Genomic DNA, 18,288 nt, shown 5'->3' on the forward strand with positions numbered 1-18,288 from the left:
GTCAGCCGACCAGCCGCAGGCGGCGGCGGGAGGCGCCGACGCGGACCGTCTGGCCCCAGGTCAGCTCCAGGGCGTCGGTCTCGATGCCGTCGCCGAAGGCGATCAGGCGGTCCGACTCGACCGTGAGGGTCAGGGTCGCGGAGGCGGTCAGCTCGCCGGCGACCAGGGAGGTGCCGGTCGCCGGCGACGGCCAGGCCTCCCTGACGAACCAGAGCAGGCGGTCCTCGGTGGGTGCGGGCAGGGCCGACCGGGCGCCGCGCTCCTGCCACAGGGAGCGCAGCCAGCCGGTGGCCCCGGTGCCGGTGCCCACCAGCACCCCGGAGGAGGCCTGGGCCTCGACGGCACCCCCGTCGTCCTCGAGGCCCAGGCGGTATCGGGCGGTCTGGTGACCGGCGGTACCGAGGTAGATCTCGTTGAGCGCCACGAGCCGCTGGGTGTCGTCGGCGACCGCCTCGACCATCGTCAGCTCGTCGGCGTGCGTGCTCCCGACGGCGGGCAGCAGCACGGACGCCTGCTCCGGCCGGTGCCGTACCAGGACCCCGGGGTTGCGGCCGGGATCGGTGTCGATGCCGACCACCGGCTGGCCGTCCAGGTACTTGGCCACGTTCGCGACCAGTCCGTCCTGGCCGACCACCACGACCACGTCCTCGGGCGCGAACAGGAAGCGGTCCAGATCGGCCCGTTCGACCTGGGTGCGGCGCCAGGCCAGCGGGATCGCCGAGGTGACCTCGGCGAGCGCCCGGCGGGCCCGGCGGTGTCGTGCGGAGACCTCCGCGATGTCCCGGCCCCGGGAGGCCAGGAAGAAGGCGGCCTGCCCGTGCGTGCCGTGCCGGGCCAGCAACTCCTCGTACTCCGTGGTGCGATGCACGACCACGGCCCGCGGCGCGAGACTCACGACCCCACCTCCACGAGCCGGTGGGGCCGGGCGGCCGGAGGCGGAGGTGTCGTGCGGTGTCCGGACGGGGGGCTGGGGGGCGTGTTCATGCTTGGTCCGTTGAACCCAGCTTCGCCAGCAGACCCGTCAGGACGTCCGGGGAGACGGTCACGCTGTCGATGCGCGGCAGGTTCTCGGCGAGCCGGGTGCCGGTGAGGGCGTGCAGCGTGGCCACGTCCACCTCGCCGTGCACCCGCAGCCACGCCGCCTGCGCGGCAGCGCGCGCCTCACCGACCTCCCGTGCCGCGGCGGCCTCGGCCCGCGCGAGCGTGACCGCCCGCGCCGCCTCCGCCTCACCCAGCTTCAGGGACCGCGCCGCCTCGGCCTCCGCGAGCCGTACCGACCGCGTGGCCTCCGCCTCCGCGCGGACCGCGTCCGCCGCCGCGTGCTCTTCCGCCTCGCGGCGGGCGTTGGTGCCTCGCTGCTCGACCAACTGCTCCTCGCGGCGGGCCAGTTCGATCTGGCTGGCCAGCTCGTTCTCGGCGATCGCGCGCTCCCGTTCGACGGCCACCGCCCGCCGCTCGTAGGTCGCCCGGTCGGCCTCCTGCTGGATCTGCTCACGGGCCGGGGTGCGCAGCGCCCGCTCCACCTCCGGCTCGGGCCGCAGCGCCATCACCCGCACGGCCACCACCTCGATCCCGGTAGCCGGCAGGCGGGGCTCCGCGGCCAGCCCGGCCGCGATCCGCTCCCGCACCGCCGCCACCCCGTCGACCAGCGCCTCGGCCAGCGCGGTACGGGCCAGCACGGCGAGCGCGTGCTGCTGGGCCGTCTCGGTGAGCAGCGTGCCCAGCTGCTCCAGCGGGGTGCCGCGCCAGACGCCGGTGTCCGGGTCGAGGGAGAAGTCGAGGCGGGCGGCGGCCACCGCCGGGTCGCCGATGCGGTACGTGACCGTCGCCTGGACCGCCACGTCCTGGAAGTCGGCCGTACGGGCGTGGAAGGTCATCGCCAGCTCGCGGTCGTCGACCGGCACCTCGGAGATCGCGGCGGCCAGCGGCCGGAACCAGAAGCTCAGCCCCGCTCCCTCGTGCGTCAGCTTCCCGGCGTGGTGGTGTCTGACGTGCGCCGTCGGAGCCCCGCGCAGATGGCGCCAGCCCAGGCGCCGGGTGATGTCGGCCATGAGGCCCCCCTCGCTTTAGAGTCATCATGACCATAATCTTGGTTCCGTTTGTCGTCAAGGGGACGAGAATAAGAGGGCGGCGAGAACAAGAGGGCGGGGAAACGGTCGAGGCGGGGGTGAACCCGGCCTCCGGTGGTCAGGATGGAGTCATGGGATTCCACGTCGACTCCGAGACCGGGCGGCTGCGCCGCGTCATCCTGCACCGGCCGGATCTGGAGCTCAAAAGGCTCACCCCGAGCAACAAGGACGCCCTCCTCTTCGACGACGTCCTCTGGGTGCGCCGGGCCCGGGTGGAGCACGACGGCTTCGCCGACGTGCTGCGCGACCGCGGGGTCGCCGTCCACCTCTTCGGCGACCTGCTCACCGAGACCCTGGACGTCCCGGCCGCCCGCGGCCTGGTCCTGGACCGGGTCTTCGACGAGAAGGAGTACGGCCCGCTCGCCACCGACCACCTGCGCGCCGCCTTCGAGACGCTGCCCGCGCAGGAACTGGCCGAGGCGCTGGTCGGCGGCATGACCAAGCGGGAGTTCCTGGACGCGCACGAGGAGCCGACCTCGGTCCGCTTCCACGCCATGGACCTCGACGACTTCCTCCTCGAACCGCTCCCCAACCACCTCTTCACCCGTGACACCTCCGCCTGGGTCTACGACGGGGTCTCCATCAACGCGATGCGCTGGCCCGCCCGGCAGCGCGAGACCGTGCACTTCGAGGCGATCTACCGGCACCACCCGCTGTTCCGCGCCGAGCCGTTCCACGTCTGGTCGGAGGGGCAGGCCGCCTACCCGTCCACCATCGAGGGCGGGGACGTCCTGGTGATCGGCAACGGCGCGGTGCTCATCGGCATGAGCGAGCGCACCACCCCACAGGCCGTCGAGATGCTCGCGCACAAGCTGTTCGCGGCGGGCTCCGCGCGGTCCATCGTGGCCCTGGACATGCCGAAGCGGCGTGCCTTCATGCATCTCGACACCGTGATGACGATGGTCGACGGCGACACCTTCACCCAGTACGCCGGGCTCGGCATGCTCCGCTCGTACACCATCGAACCGGGCGCCGGCGACAACGAGCTCAAGGTCACCGACCATCCGCCGGAGCACATGCACCGGGCGATCGCCGCCGCCCTCGGCCTGAGCGAGATCCGGGTCCTGACCGCCACCCAGGACGTGCACGCGGCCGAGCGCGAGCAGTGGGACGACGGCTGCAACGTGCTCGCCGTCGAACCGGGTGTCGTGGTCGCCTACGAGCGCAACTCCACCACCAACACCCACCTGCGCAAACAGGGCATCGAGGTGATAGAGATCCCGGGCAGCGAGCTGGGCCGGGGCAGGGGCGGCCCCCGCTGCATGAGCTGTCCGGTCCAGCGGGACCCGGTGTGAGGTACCGCATGCGTGAGGGGAGGGTCGCTGTATAGAAATGTGGAATATCGTATAGACTTCCATCGTCCCCGAAGTCGACCCCTACCGCTGGAGCGCCCCCATGGCGACTGTCCCGACCGCCCTCGCCGGCCGCCACTTCCTCAAGGAGCTGGACTTCACCCAGGAGGAGTTCCGCGGGCTGGTCGAGCTGGCCGCCGAGCTGAAGGCGGCGAAGAAGGCCGGGACCGAGATCCAGTACCTGCGCGGCAGGAACATCGCGCTGGTCTTCGAGAAGACCTCCACCCGCACCCGCTGCGCCTTCGAGGTCGCCGCCGCCGACCAGGGCGCCGTCACCACCTACCTCGACCCGTCCGGCTCGCAGATCGGTCACAAGGAGTCGGTGAAGGACACCGCACGGGTCCTCGGCCGCATGTTCGACGCGATCGAGTACCGCGGCCACGGCCAGGGCGTCGTGGAGGAGCTCGCCGCGTTCGCCGGGGTCCCCGTCTACAACGGTCTCACCGACGAGTGGCACCCCACCCAGATGCTCGCCGACGTGCTCACCATGACCGAGCACACCGACAAGCCGCTCGCCGAGATCACCTTCGCCTACCTCGGCGACGCCCGCTACAACATGGGCAACTCCTATCTCGTCACCGGAGCCCTGCTCGGCATGGACGTCCGGATCGTCGCGCCCCGGGTGCTGTGGCCGGACGAGACCATCGTCGAGCTGGCCCAGCAGCTGGCCACCGCCTCCGGCGCCCGGATCACGCTCACCGACGACGTGAAGGACGGGGTGCTCGACGCCGACTTCGTCGCCACCGACGTCTGGGTGTCGATGGGGGAGCCCAAGGAGGTGTGGGACGAGCGGATCGCGCTGCTCGGCCCCTACGCCGTGACCATGGACGTGCTGCGCGCCACCGGCAACCCCGACGTCAGGTTCCTGCACTGCCTGCCGGCCTTCCACGACCTCGGCACCGACGTCGGCCGCGAGATCCACGAGCGGCACGGACTGACCGAGCTGGAGGTCACCGACGAGGTGTTCGAGTCCGAGTACTCGGTCGTCTTCGACGAGGCCGAGAACCGGATGCACACCATCAAGGCGGTCCTGGTGGCCACACTCGCCCGCGCCCGGTAGCGCGATAAGGCCCTATTCTTTCCGGCGGCCCGGCGCCACCCCTGCCGATGCCGCCACCGCGTCCCCAAGAAGGACGTCCGCACCACCAGAGAGAGCACCACCCGCATGCCCCGCATCAAGTCCCCGCACCTGCTGCTCGCCGAATCCGGCGCCGACCGCGCGGGCCACGGCCTGCGCCGCACCATGGGCCTCTTCCAGCTGATCTGCTTCGGCATCGGCGCGATCGTCGGCACCGGCATCTTCGTCGGCCTCTCCGACTCGGTCGCCCAGGCCGGTCCAGCGGTCGTCGTCTCCTTCGTCCTGGCCGCCGTGACCTGCGTGTTCACCGCCCTCTCCTTCGCCGAGCTGGGCGGCGCGATCCCGGTCTCGGGATCGTCGTACTCCTTCGCCTACGCGGGCCTCGGCGAGACCACCGCGTTCCTGGTCGGCTGGTGTCTGCTCCTGGAGTACGGCGTCTCGATCTCGGCCGTCGCGGTCGGCTGGAGCCAGTACGTCAACGAACTGCTGCACAGCCTCACCGGGCTCCAGCTCCCGCACGCGCTGTCCGCGGGACCCGGCGACGGCGGCATCGTGAACCTCCCCGCGGTGATCGTCATCGCGATGGCCGCCGTCCTGCTGGTGCGCGGGGTGCGGGAGAGCGCCCGGGCCACCGCCGCGATGGCCGCCGTGAAGCTCGCCATCCTGCTGGCCTTCTGCGCGATCGGCTTCAGCGCCTTCAAGGACGGCAACCTCGTCCCGTTCTCCCCGGCCGGCCTCGGCGGCATCGGCGCGGGCACCACCGCCGCGTTCTTCTCGTACATCGGCTTCGACGCGATCACCACGGCCGGCGAGGAGGCGAAGAACCCGCGCCGGGACATCCCGGTCGCGATCCTCGTCTGCATGGGTGTGGTCACCCTGCTGTACTGCGCGGTCGCGCTCGCCGCGATCGGCGCCATCGGCGGCGGCCAGGTCGCGGGCCGTCCCGCCGCCCTCTCCTACGTCGTCAACCGGGTCACCGGGTCCACCGTCGGCGGCGGGGTGATCGCCTTCGGCGCGGTCGTCGCCATCGCCTCCGTCGTGCTCGCGGTGATGTACGGGCAGACCCGCATCCTGATGTCCATGTCCCGGGACGGCCTGATCCCGCGCGTCTTCGAGAAGGTCTCCCCGCGGACCGCCACCCCGGTGGCCGGCACCCTGATCGTCGCGGCCGTCTTCGCGCTCCCCGCGGCCTTCGCCTCGCTGGACGCGGTGATGAACCTGTGCACCGTCGGCACGCTCGCGATCATGGCCGTGGTGAACATCGCGGTGCTCGCCCTGCGCCGCCGCGAACCGGCCCTCGCCCGCACCTTCCGGGTCCCGCTCTACCCGGTCGTGCCCGTGCTCGGCGTCGGCTTCTGCCTCTATCTGATGTACGAGACCGGGTGGACGACCTGGCTCCAGTTCGCCGTCTTCCTGGCCGTGGGCCTGCTGGTCTACCTCGGCTACGGGCGCCGGAACTCCACGCTGGCCACCGCGGCGGACGTCACGCCGGACGCCACTGACGCGGTACTACAGGAAGCCTGAACCACACCGCCTTGCCGGACTCGGTGGGGCGGTGTCCGCAGGACGAGCTCAGGGCGCGGATCAGCAGCAGGCCACGGCCGCCCTCCTGCATGAGGTCGGGCTCCTCGATCACCGGCCGGGTCAGATGGCCGGGCGGCGCCGGGTCCGGATCGTGCACCTCGACCTTGCAGCCCCCCGGCAGCAGCTCGACGACCAGCTCTATGGGCCCCCGGCCGGCGGTGTGCTCCACGGCGTTGGCGACCAGTTCCGCCGTCAGCAACTCGGCGGTGTCGGCGTCCGCCGCGTGCTCCGCCTCCTCCATCGCCGAACGCACCAGGGCACGCGCGACCGGCACGGCCGCGACGGTGTGCGGCAGCGCGACGCGCCAGGAGGCGGGGGAGGCGGAAGGCGGTTCGTACACGGCTGGTCCGTTCATGGCGCAGGCGATCACAGCTTGTCCTGCTTTCAACTGTAGGAATGGTACGGGCCCCGTCCCGGAGGCCGTCGGCAGGGGGCTTACCCCGGCCGATCGCCCCTCTCGCACATCCCCCCTCACTGTTACCGCCTTATTGACGCGCCGTGACCTTGTGACGGCTACAGACCGGCGAAAGCGGCTCCCGCGTCCCGCAGCCGCTCGTGCAGCGCCCGGAAGACCGCGGCCGAGCGGATGCCCGGCCAGTCGGCGGGCAGCAGCCCGGTCGGCAGGCCCGGGTCGGTGTACGGCAGGTGGCGCCAGGAGTCGAGGGCCCGGAGGTAGTCGCGGTAGGCGTCCTCCGCAGGCGTGTCCGCGCGGTGTTCCCAGCCGCGCAGCACCGGCTCGTGGGCGTCCAGGAACTCCTCGTGCGCCTTTGCGATCGCCGTCAGGTCCCACCAGCGGGCGACCGCCTCCGCGGTGGGCGCGAACCCGAGGTGGTCCCCCCGGAAGAAGTCCACGTACGGGTCGAGGCCGAGTCGGCGCAGGGTGTGCCGGGTCTCCTCGAACAGCCGGGCGGGGGCGATCCACACCCCGGGCGCGGCGGTGCCGAAGCCGAGCCCGGCCAGCCGGGAGCGCAGCACATGCCGTTTCTGCCGCTCCGACTCGGGCACCGAGAACACCGCGAGCACCCAGCCCTCGTCCTCCGGGGGCGCCTCGGCGTACACCCGGCGGTCGCCGTCGTCGAGCAGCTGTCGTGCCTCCGCGGACAGTTCGTACCCGGCGGTGCCCTGCGCGGTCCGCGCCGGGACCAGCAGCCCACGTCGTTTCAGCCGGGACACCGAGGAGCGGACGGAGGGGCCGTCCACGCCGACGGCGGCCAGCAGCCGGATCAGCTCGGCGACGGGCACCGGACCGGGCAGGAAGCGGCCGTACGCGCCGTAGAGCGTGACGATGAGGGACCTCGGGGCGTGTTGCTCGGGCACGTTGATCATTTTAGGTCCCCGGCATCGCTGCTGGTCACCTCTGGTGCCCGGCTGAATGAGAGTCAGGCTTCCGGGGTCCGCCGGACGGCGGCGGCCGGGTCGGGTCAGGCGGCGACGGCGAGCCGTTCGGCCGGGCCGCGGCGCGGCGGGACCACGCTGCCGTCGGCGCGCAGCTCACCCGTGTCGTCGAAGACGATCGCCCCGTCGCACAGCAGGTTCCAGCCCTGCTCGGGGTGGGCGGCGACGATGTGCGCCGGGCCGCGGTCGGCCGTCGCGCTCGGGAACTGGTGGGAACACATGGCGCACCTCCACGGGTCTGCCTCCGGCACGGTCGCCGACCGGCATACCCAGACCATGCTCCCGTCGTGAACGCCGGGGAACCGACCGCCGCGACCTGTGACAACACGCGGACAACCTTCGGACGCCGTCACGACGGTCGCCGCGCCGCCGGGACACGGAACCCCCACGGGACGCGCCACCGAAGGGGTGACGGTCACGCTGCGAGGCCCGGCCGCCCGGTATCCAGGGCATGCCCCCACCTCCGCATTCCGGGAAGGAAACCATGCCCGTACGCCCCGTACGCCCCGTACTCGCAGCGGCCCTCGGCTCGGCCGCCCTGCTGTGCGTCGCCGTCGCCCCCGCGTCCGCGACCGCCGGCCCCACCGAATCCGTCACCGTCGAGACGACCGGCCGGCTCGCCGGCGACGGCACGGTCACCCTCTCCGGCACCTACACCTGCACCGCTGCCACCGGGCCGGTGTTCATCAGCTCCTCGATCAGCCAGGACTCGCCCACCTTCCGGCACGGCATCGGCGGCACCCAGGCCGAGTGCGACGGCACCGCGCACAAGTGGCAGAACACCGGCAAGGTCTCCTCGGAGAAACTGACCCCGGGCAAGGCCCAGGTGCAGGCCACCATCCTGGAACTGCGCCCCGCGGGCGGCCTGCCCCTGCCGTACTTCCACGCCACCAAGGACCAGGACATCACCCTCGTCAAGGCCTGACCCCCGTTTCCCGGCCGGTACCGGCCCCCTCGGCTGCCGGGAGGACCGGGCCGCTCGGGCGCCCGGACCGGGCGGCCCGGGTGCCGGGAGCGCGGCCGGTCAGCGGGCCAGCAGCCCCCGCAGCGCGGAGACCACCTCACCGGGGGCCTCCTCGGCCATGAAGTGCCCACAGTCCACCGTGCGGTGCTCCAGGTCCGGTGCCCAGGCCCGCCACAGCGCGGGCGCGTCGTAGCCGAGGGCGGCCCCCCAGTCCTGCTGGAGCACGGTGACCGGCATGCGCAGGGTGCGCCCGGCCTCACGGTCGGCGCGGTCGTGTTCGGTGTCGACGCCGGCCGAGGCCCGGTAGTCGGCCACGATCGACGGCACGGCCGCCCGGCAGGCGGCCAGGTAGGCGGCCCGGACGTCGGCGGGGAGCGCCGCCGGGTCACGGGACCACAGGTCGAGGAAGTGGCCGAAGAAAGCGTCCGGGGCCGCCCCGATCAGCTCCTCGGGCAGGCCGGGCGGCTGGGCCATCAGATAGAGGTGGAAGGCGACCGCCGCCGTGGTGCCGTGCAGCACCTCCCACATGTCCAGCGTGGGCAGCACGTCGAGGAGGGCCAGCCGGGTGATCGCGTCCGGGTGGTCGAGGCCGGCCCGGAAGGCGACCAGGGCGCCCCGGTCGTGCCCGGCCAGCGCGAACCGCCCGTGCCCGAGCTCCCGTGCGAGCGCCACCACGTCGGCGGCCATGGTCCGCTTGGCGTACGACGTCCCGTCCGGGTCGGCCGGCTTGTCACTGGCGCCGTAGCCGCGCAGGTCGGGACAGATCACGGTGTGCTCGTCCGCGAGGGCGCGCGCCACGTGCCGCCACATCAGGTGGGTCTGCGGGAAACCGTGCAGCAGGACGACGGGGCTGCCGGTGCCGCCGACGGAGGCGTGCAGCCGGACACCGTCGGCGACCTCGACACGGTGGGTCTGGAAACCGGGGATGTTCATGCGCCGAGCCTCTCCCGCCCGGATCAGCAGCCGATCAGCAGCACGTACCGTGGACGGGTGAGCATGGACCAGGTCGCCTTCGCGGTGCTCGGGCCGGTCTCGGCCGAGCGCGACGGTGTCCCGCTCGCCCTGAAGGGCCCCCGGCACCGCGCCGTACTGGCCCGGCTGATCGTCGCCCGCGGCCGGGTCGTACCCGTCGGCCGCCTGGTCGCCGACCTGTGGGACGAGCCGCCGCCCGCCGCGGTCGGCGCCCTGCGCACCTTCGTGGGCGACCTCCGGCGCGCCCTCGAACCCGGCCGGCCGCCCCGCGCCCCGGCCCGGCTGCTGGTCACCGACGGCCCCGGCTACGCACTGCGCACGGACGCGGTGGACGCCCGGCGGTTCGAGGCGGCCCTGGAGACCGCCGCGGAGGCGGAGCCCGCCGAGGCCGCCCGGCTGCTGGGCGCGGCACTGGAGCTGTGGCGGGGCCCCGCCTACGCCGAGTTCGCCGACGAGCCATGGTGCCGAGGCGAACGGGGCAGGCTCGCCGAACTGCGGCTGCGGGCGGTCGAGCAGCGGGCCACGGTGCTGCTCGCCGCGGGCCGGCCGGCCGACGCGGTGCCCGATCTGGACGCCCACCTCGCGGAACACCCGTGGCGGGAGGAGGGCTGGCGGCTGCTGGCGCTCGCCCTCTACCGCACCGGCCGCCAGGGCGACGCCCTCGGGGTGCTGCGCAGGGCCCGCGCCGTCCTCGCCGGTCGGCTCGGTCTGGACCCCGGACCCGCGCTGCGCCGACTGGAGGCCGGCATCCTCGCCCAGGACCCCGCCCTGGACGCGGACCGGGGCGCGGACCGGGGCGCCGCCGCCCGGGTGTGGTCCCGGGTGGCCGAGGCGTACGACCGTACGGTGGCCACCGGTGCCCGGGCCCGTCTCGAATCCACCGTCGGCCTGCTGCGCACCCTCGCGGTGACCGGCTCCGGCGGCCTCGCAGCCGCCCGTGAACACCGGCTCGCCGCGATCGCCGCGGCGGAGGAGACCGGCGACCCGGAACTGACGGCGCGGGTCATCGGCGCCTACGACGTCCCCGCGATCTGGACCCGGTCCGACGACCCGGCCGGCGCCCGCCGGGTGACCGAGGCCGCCGAGCGGGCGCTGGCCCGGCTCCCCGCGACCGGCACCCACGACGCGAGCCGCTGCCGGCTGCTCGCCACGATCGCCCTGGAGTCCCGGGGCACCCGGTCGGCGCCCGCCCTGGCGGCCGCCGCCGAGGCGGAACGCCTCGCCCGCCGCCTGGACGACCCGGCGCTGCTCGCCTTCGCCCTCAACGGTGTCTTCATGCAGTCCTGCACCCGGGCCGGGCTCGCCCCGCGCCGCGACGCCATCGGCACCGAACTCGTCACCCTGGCCACCCGGCACGGCCTGGTCACCTACGAGGTGCTCGGCCATCTGATCCGGGTCCAGGCACGCGCCGCCCTCGCCGACTTCACCACCGCCGACGCGCACGCCCAGGCAGCCGACCACCTGGCCGACCGCCATGAACTCCCGCTGGTCAGCGTCTTCACGGCGGGCTACCGGGCGGTGCGGCTGGCGGCTACGGGCCATCCCGGGCACACCGGGGGAGGAGCCGACGGACTCCGGGGACGGAACGGGAGAGCGGAGCCAAGCAGCGTCACGGGCCCCAGGGGGCCGGGAGGCCGTGCGGGTACGGGCGTCGGGTCCCTTGCGGGCGGGGGGATCGGTGGGGCCGGGGCGGCGGGGCCGGGCAGTGGGGCCGGTCTTCCGCCGGGCCGTGGGATCCGTACGCCGGACACCTCTTCCGAGGCCGTCGAGGCCGCTTACCGCGAGGTCGGGCGGATGCTCGAAGGGCCCGGTATGCCCGGGGTGCGGGACGGGCTGCTGCCCCTGGCGCTGCTCTGTGCCCGCCTCGCCCGGTCTCCGTACGGCATCCGGGAGGCCGTCGAGCCGGGGGCCGACTGGGGGCCGTACCTCCCCTGGGTGCGGCCCGCCCTCGTGCTCGTCGCGGACGGCGGGAGGGCAGCTCGCGACACCCTTCGCGAGCTGCCCGAACCTCCCGCCGACCTTGTGCAGGAGGCGCTGTGGTGTGTCGTGGCGGCCGTCGCCCTGGAACTGGGCGACCACCCGACGCTGCGCCGGTGCCTGGACCGGTTGCGCCCGGCCGCCGGCCAACTCGCAGCCGCGGGAAGCGGGTTGCTGACGGCAGGGCCGACCGACACCTGGCTGGCGGCGATCGAGCAGGCGCTCCGCTAGCCGGCCAGCTCCTTCTTGATGCGGTCCAGCATGAACGCCGAGGACTCGCGTGCCCGTTCCTCCCACGCGAAGACGCAGGCGGTGGCGACCCCGTCGAAGTCCAGCTCGCGCAGGGTGCCGAAGAACGCGTCCCAGTCGACCTCGCCCTGTCCGATGTCCAGGTGCTGGTGGATCCGGGCCGCGGTGCCGGGCGGGTTGAGGATGTAGCGCAGTCCGCTGGAGCCCTTGTGGTTGAAGGAGTCCGCGATGTGCACGTGCTGGAGCCTGTCACCGGCGTAGCGCATCATCGCCGCGATGTCGGCGGTGGGGTCGGCACCGGAGAGGTGGAAGGAGTGCGGGGCGCAGTACAGGTAGTTCACCCACGGCTTGTTGATCGCGCGGACCAGGTCGACCGCCGGGGCGTTCTCCTCGCAGAAGTCGTCCGGGTGGGCCTCCAGGTTCAGCGCGATGCCCTCGCGCTCGAACACCGGCAGCAACTCCTCCAGCGAGCGCCAGAACGCGGCCTCGCTCTCGGCGGCCCGCTCCGGCCTGCCGTTGAACTCGCTGTTCATCAAAGGGCATTCGAGGTCGGAAGTAATCTCGATCATCCGCTTCCAGTAGCGGACGGCCGCCTGCCGTTCGGTCTCGTCCGGGGACGACCACTTGTAGAGCGGCAGCACGGACGACAGCTGCACCCCGTACCTGCGCAGCGCGTTCTTCAGCTCCGCGATCCGCCGGTCGTCCGCGCGCGGGTGCAGGAAGAACGGCATGAAGTCGTCGCGGGGCGACAACTCGATGTACCCGTAGCCGAGTTCGGCCACCGTGCGCACCATGTCGTCGATCGGCAGGGCGCGGAACATGTAGGGGTCGAGTGCGATCTTCACGCGATGCCTCCGTAGAGGGCCGGGCGGGGCTTGATGTCGGTGGCGACGACGGTGCCCGATTCCAGGGCCTCGACGGTCGCGGCGGTGATGACGGTGGCGGCGTAGCCGTCCCAGGCCGAGGGGCCGGTGGGCGCGTGGCCCGCCTCCAGGTTGGCGATCCACTCCCGGAACTCGGTGTCGAAGGCGTCCTTGAAGCGCCCCACCCAGTCCGTGAGGACGGCCGTGCTGTGCTGTGCGGCGGTGCGGACGGCGACCGCGGCCGGGTCGGGCAGCCGGGCCAGGCCCTCCTCGCCGACGGTCTCGCACTGGATGTCGTAGCCGTACTGGCAGTTGACGAAGACCTCCAGGTCGATGCGGACGCCCTTGGCGGTCTCGAAGAGCATGATCTGCGGGTCCTTGAGGTGCTCGAACCGCTTGCCGGTGGCGCGCGGGGTGATCACCTGGGTGGAGACGATCTCGTCGTCGAGGAGCCAGCGCAGTACGTCCACCTCGTGCACCGCCGTGTCCAGCGCGGCCATCGCGGAGGTGTAGGTCTCCGGGACGGCCGGGTTGCGGTGGGCGCAGTGCACGATCAGCGGCTCGCCGATCCTCCCCGACTCGATGACCTGTTTCATCTGCCGGTAGCCGGTGTCGTAGCGGCGCATGAAGCCGACCTGGACCAGCCGGCGGCCGTGCGCCTGCTCGGCCTCGACGATCCTCAGGCAGTCCTCGGCGGTGGTCGCGAGGGGCTTCTCGCAGAACACCGGCTTCCCGGCGGCGACGGCGTTCAGCACGTGCTCGGCGTGGGTGGGGCCCCAGGAGGTGACGAGGACGGCGTCGACGCCGTCCGCGGCGACCACGGACGCGCCGTCGGGCAGCACCCGGGCGCCGACCGGCTCCGCGGCCTCGGCGGCACGCGCCGGGTCGATGTCGGTGACCGCGGTGACCCGGGCGCCGGTGACGGTGTGGGTGAGGCGCTGGATGTGCTCGTTGCCGATCCAGCCGGCGCCGATGACGCCGATACGTACAGTCATGGGTCAGTCCTTCGAGGGGATCAGGAGAAGCGGGCCCGGAGCTCGGCTTCGAGGGTTTCGAGGGTGCGGCCCCTGGTCTCGGGGACGTAGAGCTTCACGAAGGTGAGTGAGAAGATCCCCGCCACGACGAACAGGAAGAAGGTGTTGGAGATCCCGATCGCGGACACCAGCGACGGGAAGACCAGTCCGATCACGAAGTTGGTCAGCCACAGCACCACCGCCGCGACACCCATCCCGAAGCCGCGCATCCGCATCGGGAAGATCTCGGAGAGCATCAGCCAGGTCACCGGGGAGATCGCGCCCTGCTGGAAGGCGAGGAAGGTGACCGTCATGGCGAGCACGGCGTAGGCCCGGCCGTCCCCGGTGGGCAGCACCAGGGAGAAGACGCCGATGAACAGCAGCGCCACCGTGGTGCCGAGCTGCCCGGTCATCAGCATCGGCCGCCGGTCGACCCGGCCGAGCAGCCAGATGCCGACGAAGGTGGCCAGCACCGAGATCACGCCGTTGGCGATGTTCGCGGTCAGCGCGGTGTCCGAGGCGAATCCGGCGTCAGAGAGGATCTGCGTGCCGTAGTACATGATCGTGTTGACGCCGGTGATCTGCTGCACGATCGCGATGCCGAAGCCGATGAACATCAGCTTGCGGATCCACGGCGTGGCCTTCATGTCCTGCCAGCCGCCGAGCTTCTCCTGCTCCTCCTGCACGGCGAGTGCGGACACCTCGGCCAGCTCGGCCTCGGCACGCTGCTGGGAGCGGACCTGCTTCAGGACTTCCAGCGCCTCGCTGAAGCGGGTCTGGGAGGCCAGCCAGCGCGGGCTCTCCGGCATGACCAGCATGCCGAACCAGAGCACCACGGCCGGAACGGTCGCGATCACCAGCATCCAACGCCAGACGCCGCCGGACTCGCCGCCCACGTTCGCGATGACCGCGTTCGAGGTGAAGGCCAGAAGCTGGCCGCTGACGATCATCAGCTCGTTACGGGTGACCAGCGCGCCGCGCCGCTCGGCGGGGGAGATCTCCGCGAGGTAGACCGGCACCGTCACCGAGGCGCCGCCGACCGCGAGGCCCAGCACGAACCGGGCCACGATCATGACGGCGGTGGTCGGGGCGAGGGTGGCCCCGAGCGCGCCGATGAAGAACAGCACCGCGAGGGTGAGGATCGTACGGCGGCGGCCCCGCGCGTCCGAAAGGCGGCCGCCGGCCACCGCGCCGAGCGCGGCACCCAGCAGCAGCGAGCTGGTGACCATGCCCTCGGTGACCGAGTTCAGCCCGAGGTCCTTGCTCATGTACGGCAGCGCGCCGTTGATGACACCGGTGTCGTAGCCGAAGAGCAGTCCGCCGAAGGTGGCGATGATCGTGACGATCCGCAGCCGCCGGGAGACCGCGGGCGAGGGCGGCTCGTTGTCCGTGGCGGTGGCCCGGATCGCGTCGTCCCTGACGTCCATGTGGCCGCCTCCTACCGGTTCGGGTTCGGGCGACGGGTACCCGACAGGCCGTGGCCGTTCAGGTACTCACGCGTGCGGGTGGCGATGGGCAGCGGCACCTCGGGGGCGCACGGGTACAGGTCCTGCTCGACGATCACGAACAGCTCGGCGTCGAGCTTCGCCAGCTCCGCCACCACGTCGGCCGGGTTCGGCACACCGGCCGGCGGCGAGACGCACACGCCCCGCTTGACGGCCTCACCGAAGCCGAGGTCCTCGGCGGCGACCTGGGCCAGGATCTCCGGGTCCATCTGCTTGATGTGGACGTAACCGACGCGCTCGCCGAAGCGGCTGATCAGGTCGACGTTGTCACCGCCGCCGTAGGCGACGTGCCCGGTGTCCAGGCACAGGTTCGTGTACCGCCCGTCGGACTCGTTCAGCAGCCGCTCGATCTCCGGCTGGGTCTGGATGTGGCTGTCGGCGTGCGGGTGGACGACGAGACGCACGTCGTACTCATCGAGGAGCAGCCTGCCCAGCCGGTCGGCGGCCTTGCCGAAGCCCGCCCACTGCTCGGCGGTCAGCTCCGGCGACTCGGTGAACGCGCCGGTCTTCTCGTCCCGGTACATGGGCGGGATGAGGACCAGGTGGTGGGCGCCGGCAGCCTGGGTCAGGGTGGCGACCTGACGGACGTGGGCGAGCATCTTGTCCCACGCCTCGGGCCGGTGCAGCGCGCCGAACGCGGTGCCGCCGGAGACCTTGAGGCCACGGGTGTCGAGTTCCTCCTTCAGCCGCAGCGGGTCGGTGGGCAGGTAGCCGTAGGGCCCGAGCTCGAACCACTCGTAACCGGCCTGCTTCAGCTCGTCGAGGAAGCGGGTGTACGAGACCTGGTGCTCGTCCTCCGGGAACCAGATGCCCCAGGAGTCGGGGGCCGAGCCGAGGCAGAGGTTGCCGACGGTCGTGCGGAGGGGAGCTGGCGCCGTTGCCATGGCGTGTCCTTCGGGGGAGGGGACGAAAACGTCGTATCGTCAGCGGACTGCTGCGCTCTACTAGCGCGCTCTAGTGCGAGTAAGATGACCCCTGTCCAAATGTCATGTCAATACCTTGTTGCCGGGGGATTTCCTGGAGCCATGACGACAGGCCCTAGGGTGGGCTCCGTCGAAGGGTGGGTGCGCAGGTGGATGCAGCGGGCAGGCAGCGGCCGACGATGGCCGACGTCGCCGAGAGAGCCGGTGTCTCCCGGGCGCTGGTGTCGATCGTGTTCCGCAACCAGCCCGGCGCGAGCCAGGAGACGCGCGAGCGGGTGCTGAGGGTCGCCGACGAGATCGGTTACCGCCCCGACAGCGCGGCGCGGCTGCTGGCCCGCGGCCGCAGCCGAACCCTCGGTGTGATGTTCACCGTCCACCAGACCTTCCACACCGACCTCATCGAGGGCATCTACCCGGAGGCCGAGCGGCTCGGCTATGACGTGCTGCTCTCCGCCGCCGCCCAGGGCCGCAGCGAGGAGAAGGCGGTCGAGGCGCTGCTCGGGCACCGCTGCGAGGCACTGATCCTGCTCGGCCCGGACGCGGACCCCGTCTACCTCGACGGGCTCGGCCAGCGCGTCGTGACCGTGTCCATCAGCCGGCGGGTGCCCCGGGCCCGGGTGGACTTCGTGCACAGTGCGGAGAGCAAGGGCGTCCGGCAGGCCATGGAGTACCTGGTCGAGCTCGGACACCGCAGGATCGTCCACATCGACGGGGGCCGCGGCCCCGGGTCGGCCGAGCGGCGCCGGTCGTACCGGGCCGCGATGCGCCGTCACGGTCTCGAACCGGAGATCCGGGTGATACCCGGTGAGCACACCGAGCGGTCCGGCATTGAGACCGGGCGTCTGCTGCTGACGGAACGCGAGCGGGGGGCGCCGCTGCCGACCGCGGTGCTCGCGGGCAACGACCGGTGCGCGATGGGTGTGCTGATGGCCATGACCCGCGGCGGGGTCGAAGTGCCGCGGGACATCTCCGTGGTCGGCTTCGACGACAGCCACCTCTCCCACCTCATGCCGATCGGCCTCACCACGGTGCGTCAGGACGCCGGGCTGATGGCCGAGTACGCGGTGCGGTTCGCCGTGGAGCGGCTGGAGAACCCCGAACTGGCGCCGCGCGAGGCGGTCCTCGACCCGAAGCTGGTGGTGCGGGGCACGACCGGGCCGCCCCCCGCTGGGGACGGCCCGAGTGTCCGCTAGGTGCTGACGGTTCGTCAGCGGGTGCCGTTGGCGGCGAACTTGGCGATGGTGTCGGCGTTGTCCTTGGTGACGAAGGCCGGTCCGGTCAGGACGGGGGCGGTGCCGCCGCCGCTGTAGTTGCCGTTGTTCTTGTAGAGCCACAGGGAGTCGACGGCGAGGTAGCCCTGGAGGTAGGGCTGCTGGTCGACGGCGAACTCGACCGAGCCGTTCTGGATGGCGGAGACCAGGTCCTTGTTGAGGTCGAAGGTGGCGACCTTGGCCTTGCTGCCGGCGTCCTTCACCGACTGGACGGCGGTCAGGGCGATCGGGGCGCCGAGGGTGACGACCTGGTCGATCGAGGAGTCCTGCTGGAGCTTGGCGGTGATGGTGGACTTGACCGAGGGCATGTCGGTGCCGTTGACGTAGATCTTGTCCGTCTTGCCCTTGAAGCCCTTGGTCAGGCCCGCGCAGCGGGCTTCGAGGGCGACCTGGCCCTGGGCCTGCACGACACACAGGGCGTGCTTGGCGCCGAGCTGGTTGAGGCGCTCACCGAAGGCTTGGCCGGCGATGTTCTCGTCCTGGCCGAAGTACTCCAGCATGCCGAGCTTCTTCCAGGCGTCCAGGCCGGAGTTGAAGCCGACCGCCGGGATGCCGGCGGTCTTCGCCTTGGTCACGACGGCCTTCAGGGCGTCCGGCGTGGCGGCGGTCAGGGCGATGCCGTCGACCTTCTGGTCGATCGCGTTCTGCACCAGGTTGGCCTGGTTGGCGGCGCTCGGGTCGGCGGAGTAGACCAGCTTGAGGTTGTCCTTGGCGGCGGCCGCGGCGGCGCCCTTGCGGATCAGGTCCCAGAAGGTGTCGCCGGGCTGGGCGTGGGTGATCATGGCCACCGTCATGCGGGGCGTGGACGCCTTTCCCGCGGCCGCGGCCGCGCCGCCGTCCTCGGACTTCTTGCCGCCGGAGCTGCTGGAGCAGCCCGTGGCGAGCAGGGCGCCCGCCAGGACGGTGGCGGCCATGGCTGCGGCTCGGTGGTTTCTGTGCATGTCCCTGGCACCTCGCTGTGCGGTATGGGTCGGCTCGGGAGAGTGGGAAGAGCCGTGAGAAAGGGGGAGAGC

17 protein-coding genes are annotated in these 18,288 nt (G+C 72.2%); 6 read left to right on the top strand and 11 right to left on the bottom strand.

What is annotated here, in order from left to right; all coding sequences use genetic code 11:
* Position 1 precedes the first annotated feature (1 nt).
* Together ACZ3KP_RS11380 and ACZ3KP_RS11385 are read right to left on the bottom strand one after the other, a co-directional pair.
* On the bottom strand, positions 2 to 895 hold the full coding sequence (locus tag ACZ3KP_RS11380; protein WP_467498427.1) for an NAD(+)/NADH kinase: 894 nt from the start codon (positions 893 to 895) through the stop codon (positions 2 to 4).
* Positions 896 to 980: 85 nt separating this feature from the next.
* Positions 981 to 2,051 (bottom strand): SPFH domain-containing protein, encoded by a 1,071-nt coding sequence (locus tag ACZ3KP_RS11385; protein ID WP_467498429.1) that lies wholly within the window; start codon positions 2,049 to 2,051, stop codon positions 981 to 983.
* Positions 2,052 to 2,200: 149 nt separating this feature from the next.
* On the opposite strand from ACZ3KP_RS11385, the gene ACZ3KP_RS11390 reads away from it, so the two are divergent.
* The 3 genes from ACZ3KP_RS11390 to ACZ3KP_RS11400 all read left to right on the top strand — a co-directional run bounded on the left by ACZ3KP_RS11390 (position 2,201) and on the right by ACZ3KP_RS11400 (position 6,083).
* Positions 2,201 to 3,424, top strand: coding sequence for an arginine deiminase (locus ACZ3KP_RS11390; protein ID WP_467498431.1), 1,224 nt, complete (start codon positions 2,201 to 2,203; stop codon positions 3,422 to 3,424).
* Positions 3,425 to 3,524: 100 nt separating this feature from the next.
* A complete protein-coding gene (gene argF, locus ACZ3KP_RS11395; protein WP_467498433.1) occupies positions 3,525 to 4,541 on the top strand; it encodes an ornithine carbamoyltransferase in 1,017 nt (338 codons plus the stop codon).
* A 105-nt stretch (positions 4,542 to 4,646) separates the two neighbouring features.
* Positions 4,647 to 6,083, top strand: coding sequence for an amino acid permease (locus ACZ3KP_RS11400; RefSeq protein ID WP_467498435.1), 1,437 nt, complete (start codon positions 4,647 to 4,649; stop codon positions 6,081 to 6,083).
* On the opposite strand, the gene ACZ3KP_RS11405 is transcribed toward ACZ3KP_RS11400, so the two are convergent.
* The 3 genes from ACZ3KP_RS11405 to ACZ3KP_RS11415 all read right to left on the bottom strand — a co-directional run bounded on the left by ACZ3KP_RS11405 (position 6,043) and on the right by ACZ3KP_RS11415 (position 7,759).
* Positions 6,043 to 6,498, bottom strand: a complete 456-nt coding sequence (locus tag ACZ3KP_RS11405; protein ID WP_358977788.1) for an ATP-binding protein — start codon at positions 6,496 to 6,498, stop codon at positions 6,043 to 6,045. The two genes, ACZ3KP_RS11400 and ACZ3KP_RS11405, sit on opposite strands and share 41 nt — an antisense overlap.
* 158 nt (positions 6,499 to 6,656) lie before the next feature.
* Positions 6,657 to 7,469 (bottom strand): PaaX family transcriptional regulator, encoded by an 813-nt coding sequence (locus ACZ3KP_RS11410; protein WP_467498437.1) that lies wholly within the window; start codon positions 7,467 to 7,469, stop codon positions 6,657 to 6,659.
* 95 nt (positions 7,470 to 7,564) lie between these two features.
* Positions 7,565 to 7,759, bottom strand: a complete 195-nt coding sequence (locus tag ACZ3KP_RS11415; RefSeq protein ID WP_387141306.1) for a DUF5999 family protein — start codon at positions 7,757 to 7,759, stop codon at positions 7,565 to 7,567.
* 263 nt (positions 7,760 to 8,022) lie between these two features.
* On the opposite strand from ACZ3KP_RS11415, the gene ACZ3KP_RS11420 reads away from it, so the two are divergent.
* Complete coding sequence (locus ACZ3KP_RS11420) at positions 8,023 to 8,463, top strand: DUF6299 family protein (protein ID WP_467498439.1); 441 nt, start codon at positions 8,023 to 8,025, stop codon at positions 8,461 to 8,463.
* A gap of 99 nt (positions 8,464 to 8,562) precedes the next feature.
* Here ACZ3KP_RS11420 and ACZ3KP_RS11425 read toward each other — a convergent pair whose 3' ends face one another.
* Entirely contained in the window at positions 8,563 to 9,435 is an 873-nt protein-coding gene (locus ACZ3KP_RS11425; protein WP_467498441.1) for an alpha/beta fold hydrolase, read from the bottom strand.
* Between the two features lie 63 nt (positions 9,436 to 9,498).
* Here ACZ3KP_RS11425 and ACZ3KP_RS11430 point away from each other — a divergent pair, with 63 nt between their 5' ends.
* On the top strand, positions 9,499 to 11,682 hold the full coding sequence (locus ACZ3KP_RS11430) for an AfsR/SARP family transcriptional regulator (RefSeq protein WP_467499229.1): 2,184 nt from the start codon (positions 9,499 to 9,501) through the stop codon (positions 11,680 to 11,682).
* On the opposite strand, the gene ACZ3KP_RS11435 is transcribed toward ACZ3KP_RS11430, so the two are convergent.
* From ACZ3KP_RS11435 to ACZ3KP_RS11450, 4 genes are read right to left on the bottom strand one after another with little or no spacing between them, the layout of a single operon-like run.
* A complete protein-coding gene (locus ACZ3KP_RS11435) occupies positions 11,679 to 12,545 on the bottom strand; it encodes a sugar phosphate isomerase/epimerase family protein (RefSeq protein WP_467498443.1) in 867 nt (288 codons plus the stop codon). The two genes, ACZ3KP_RS11430 and ACZ3KP_RS11435, sit on opposite strands and share 4 nt — an antisense overlap.
* Positions 12,542 to 13,558: a Gfo/Idh/MocA family protein gene (locus tag ACZ3KP_RS11440; RefSeq protein ID WP_467498445.1), complete on the bottom strand. Its 1,017-nt coding sequence runs from the start codon at positions 13,556 to 13,558 to the stop codon at positions 12,542 to 12,544. The genes ACZ3KP_RS11435 and ACZ3KP_RS11440 overlap by 4 nt, the downstream gene beginning before the upstream one ends.
* A gap of 20 nt (positions 13,559 to 13,578) precedes the next feature.
* Positions 13,579 to 15,003, bottom strand: coding sequence for a sugar porter family MFS transporter (locus ACZ3KP_RS11445; protein ID WP_467498447.1), 1,425 nt, complete (start codon positions 15,001 to 15,003; stop codon positions 13,579 to 13,581).
* Between the two features lie 11 nt (positions 15,004 to 15,014).
* A complete protein-coding gene (locus ACZ3KP_RS11450) occupies positions 15,015 to 15,965 on the bottom strand; it encodes a TIM barrel protein (RefSeq protein WP_467498449.1) in 951 nt (316 codons plus the stop codon).
* 218 nt (positions 15,966 to 16,183) lie between these two features.
* Between ACZ3KP_RS11450 and ACZ3KP_RS11455 the strand changes: the two genes are divergently transcribed.
* A complete protein-coding gene (locus ACZ3KP_RS11455; protein WP_467499231.1) occupies positions 16,184 to 17,197 on the top strand; it encodes a LacI family DNA-binding transcriptional regulator in 1,014 nt (337 codons plus the stop codon).
* Between the two features lie 14 nt (positions 17,198 to 17,211).
* Here ACZ3KP_RS11455 and ACZ3KP_RS11460 read toward each other — a convergent pair whose 3' ends face one another.
* Entirely contained in the window at positions 17,212 to 18,216 is a 1,005-nt protein-coding gene (locus ACZ3KP_RS11460; protein ID WP_467498451.1) for a substrate-binding domain-containing protein, read from the bottom strand.
* Positions 18,217 to 18,288 lie beyond the last annotated feature (72 nt).

It is taken from the genome of Streptomyces sp. NPDC020958, assembly GCF_055562175.1.

Coding starts and splice junctions, on each gene's coding strand:
- ACZ3KP_RS11385 (WP_467498429.1), bottom strand. CDS start 2,051: ATGGCCGACATCACCCGGCGCCTGGGCTGGCGCCATCTGCGCGGGGCT.
- ACZ3KP_RS11390 (WP_467498431.1), top strand. CDS start 2,201: ATGGGATTCCACGTCGACTCCGAGACCGGGCGGCTGCGCCGCGTCATC.
- argF (WP_467498433.1), top strand. CDS start 3,525: ATGGCGACTGTCCCGACCGCCCTCGCCGGCCGCCACTTCCTCAAGGAG.
- ACZ3KP_RS11400 (WP_467498435.1), top strand. CDS start 4,647: ATGCCCCGCATCAAGTCCCCGCACCTGCTGCTCGCCGAATCCGGCGCC.
- ACZ3KP_RS11405 (WP_358977788.1), bottom strand. CDS start 6,498: ATGAACGGACCAGCCGTGTACGAACCGCCTTCCGCCTCCCCCGCCTCC.
- ACZ3KP_RS11410 (WP_467498437.1), bottom strand. CDS start 7,469: ATGATCAACGTGCCCGAGCAACACGCCCCGAGGTCCCTCATCGTCACG.
- ACZ3KP_RS11415 (WP_387141306.1), bottom strand. CDS start 7,759: ATGTGTTCCCACCAGTTCCCGAGCGCGACGGCCGACCGCGGCCCGGCG.
- ACZ3KP_RS11420 (WP_467498439.1), top strand. CDS start 8,023: ATGCCCGTACGCCCCGTACGCCCCGTACTCGCAGCGGCCCTCGGCTCG.
- ACZ3KP_RS11425 (WP_467498441.1), bottom strand. CDS start 9,435: ATGAACATCCCCGGTTTCCAGACCCACCGTGTCGAGGTCGCCGACGGT.
- ACZ3KP_RS11430 (WP_467499229.1), top strand. CDS start 9,499: ATGGACCAGGTCGCCTTCGCGGTGCTCGGGCCGGTCTCGGCCGAGCGC.
- ACZ3KP_RS11440 (WP_467498445.1), bottom strand. CDS start 13,558: ATGACTGTACGTATCGGCGTCATCGGCGCCGGCTGGATCGGCAACGAG.
- ACZ3KP_RS11445 (WP_467498447.1), bottom strand. CDS start 15,003: ATGGACGTCAGGGACGACGCGATCCGGGCCACCGCCACGGACAACGAG.
- ACZ3KP_RS11450 (WP_467498449.1), bottom strand. CDS start 15,965: ATGGCAACGGCGCCAGCTCCCCTCCGCACGACCGTCGGCAACCTCTGC.
- ACZ3KP_RS11455 (WP_467499231.1), top strand. CDS start 16,184: ATGGCCGACGTCGCCGAGAGAGCCGGTGTCTCCCGGGCGCTGGTGTCG.
- ACZ3KP_RS11460 (WP_467498451.1), bottom strand. CDS start 18,216: ATGCACAGAAACCACCGAGCCGCAGCCATGGCCGCCACCGTCCTGGCG.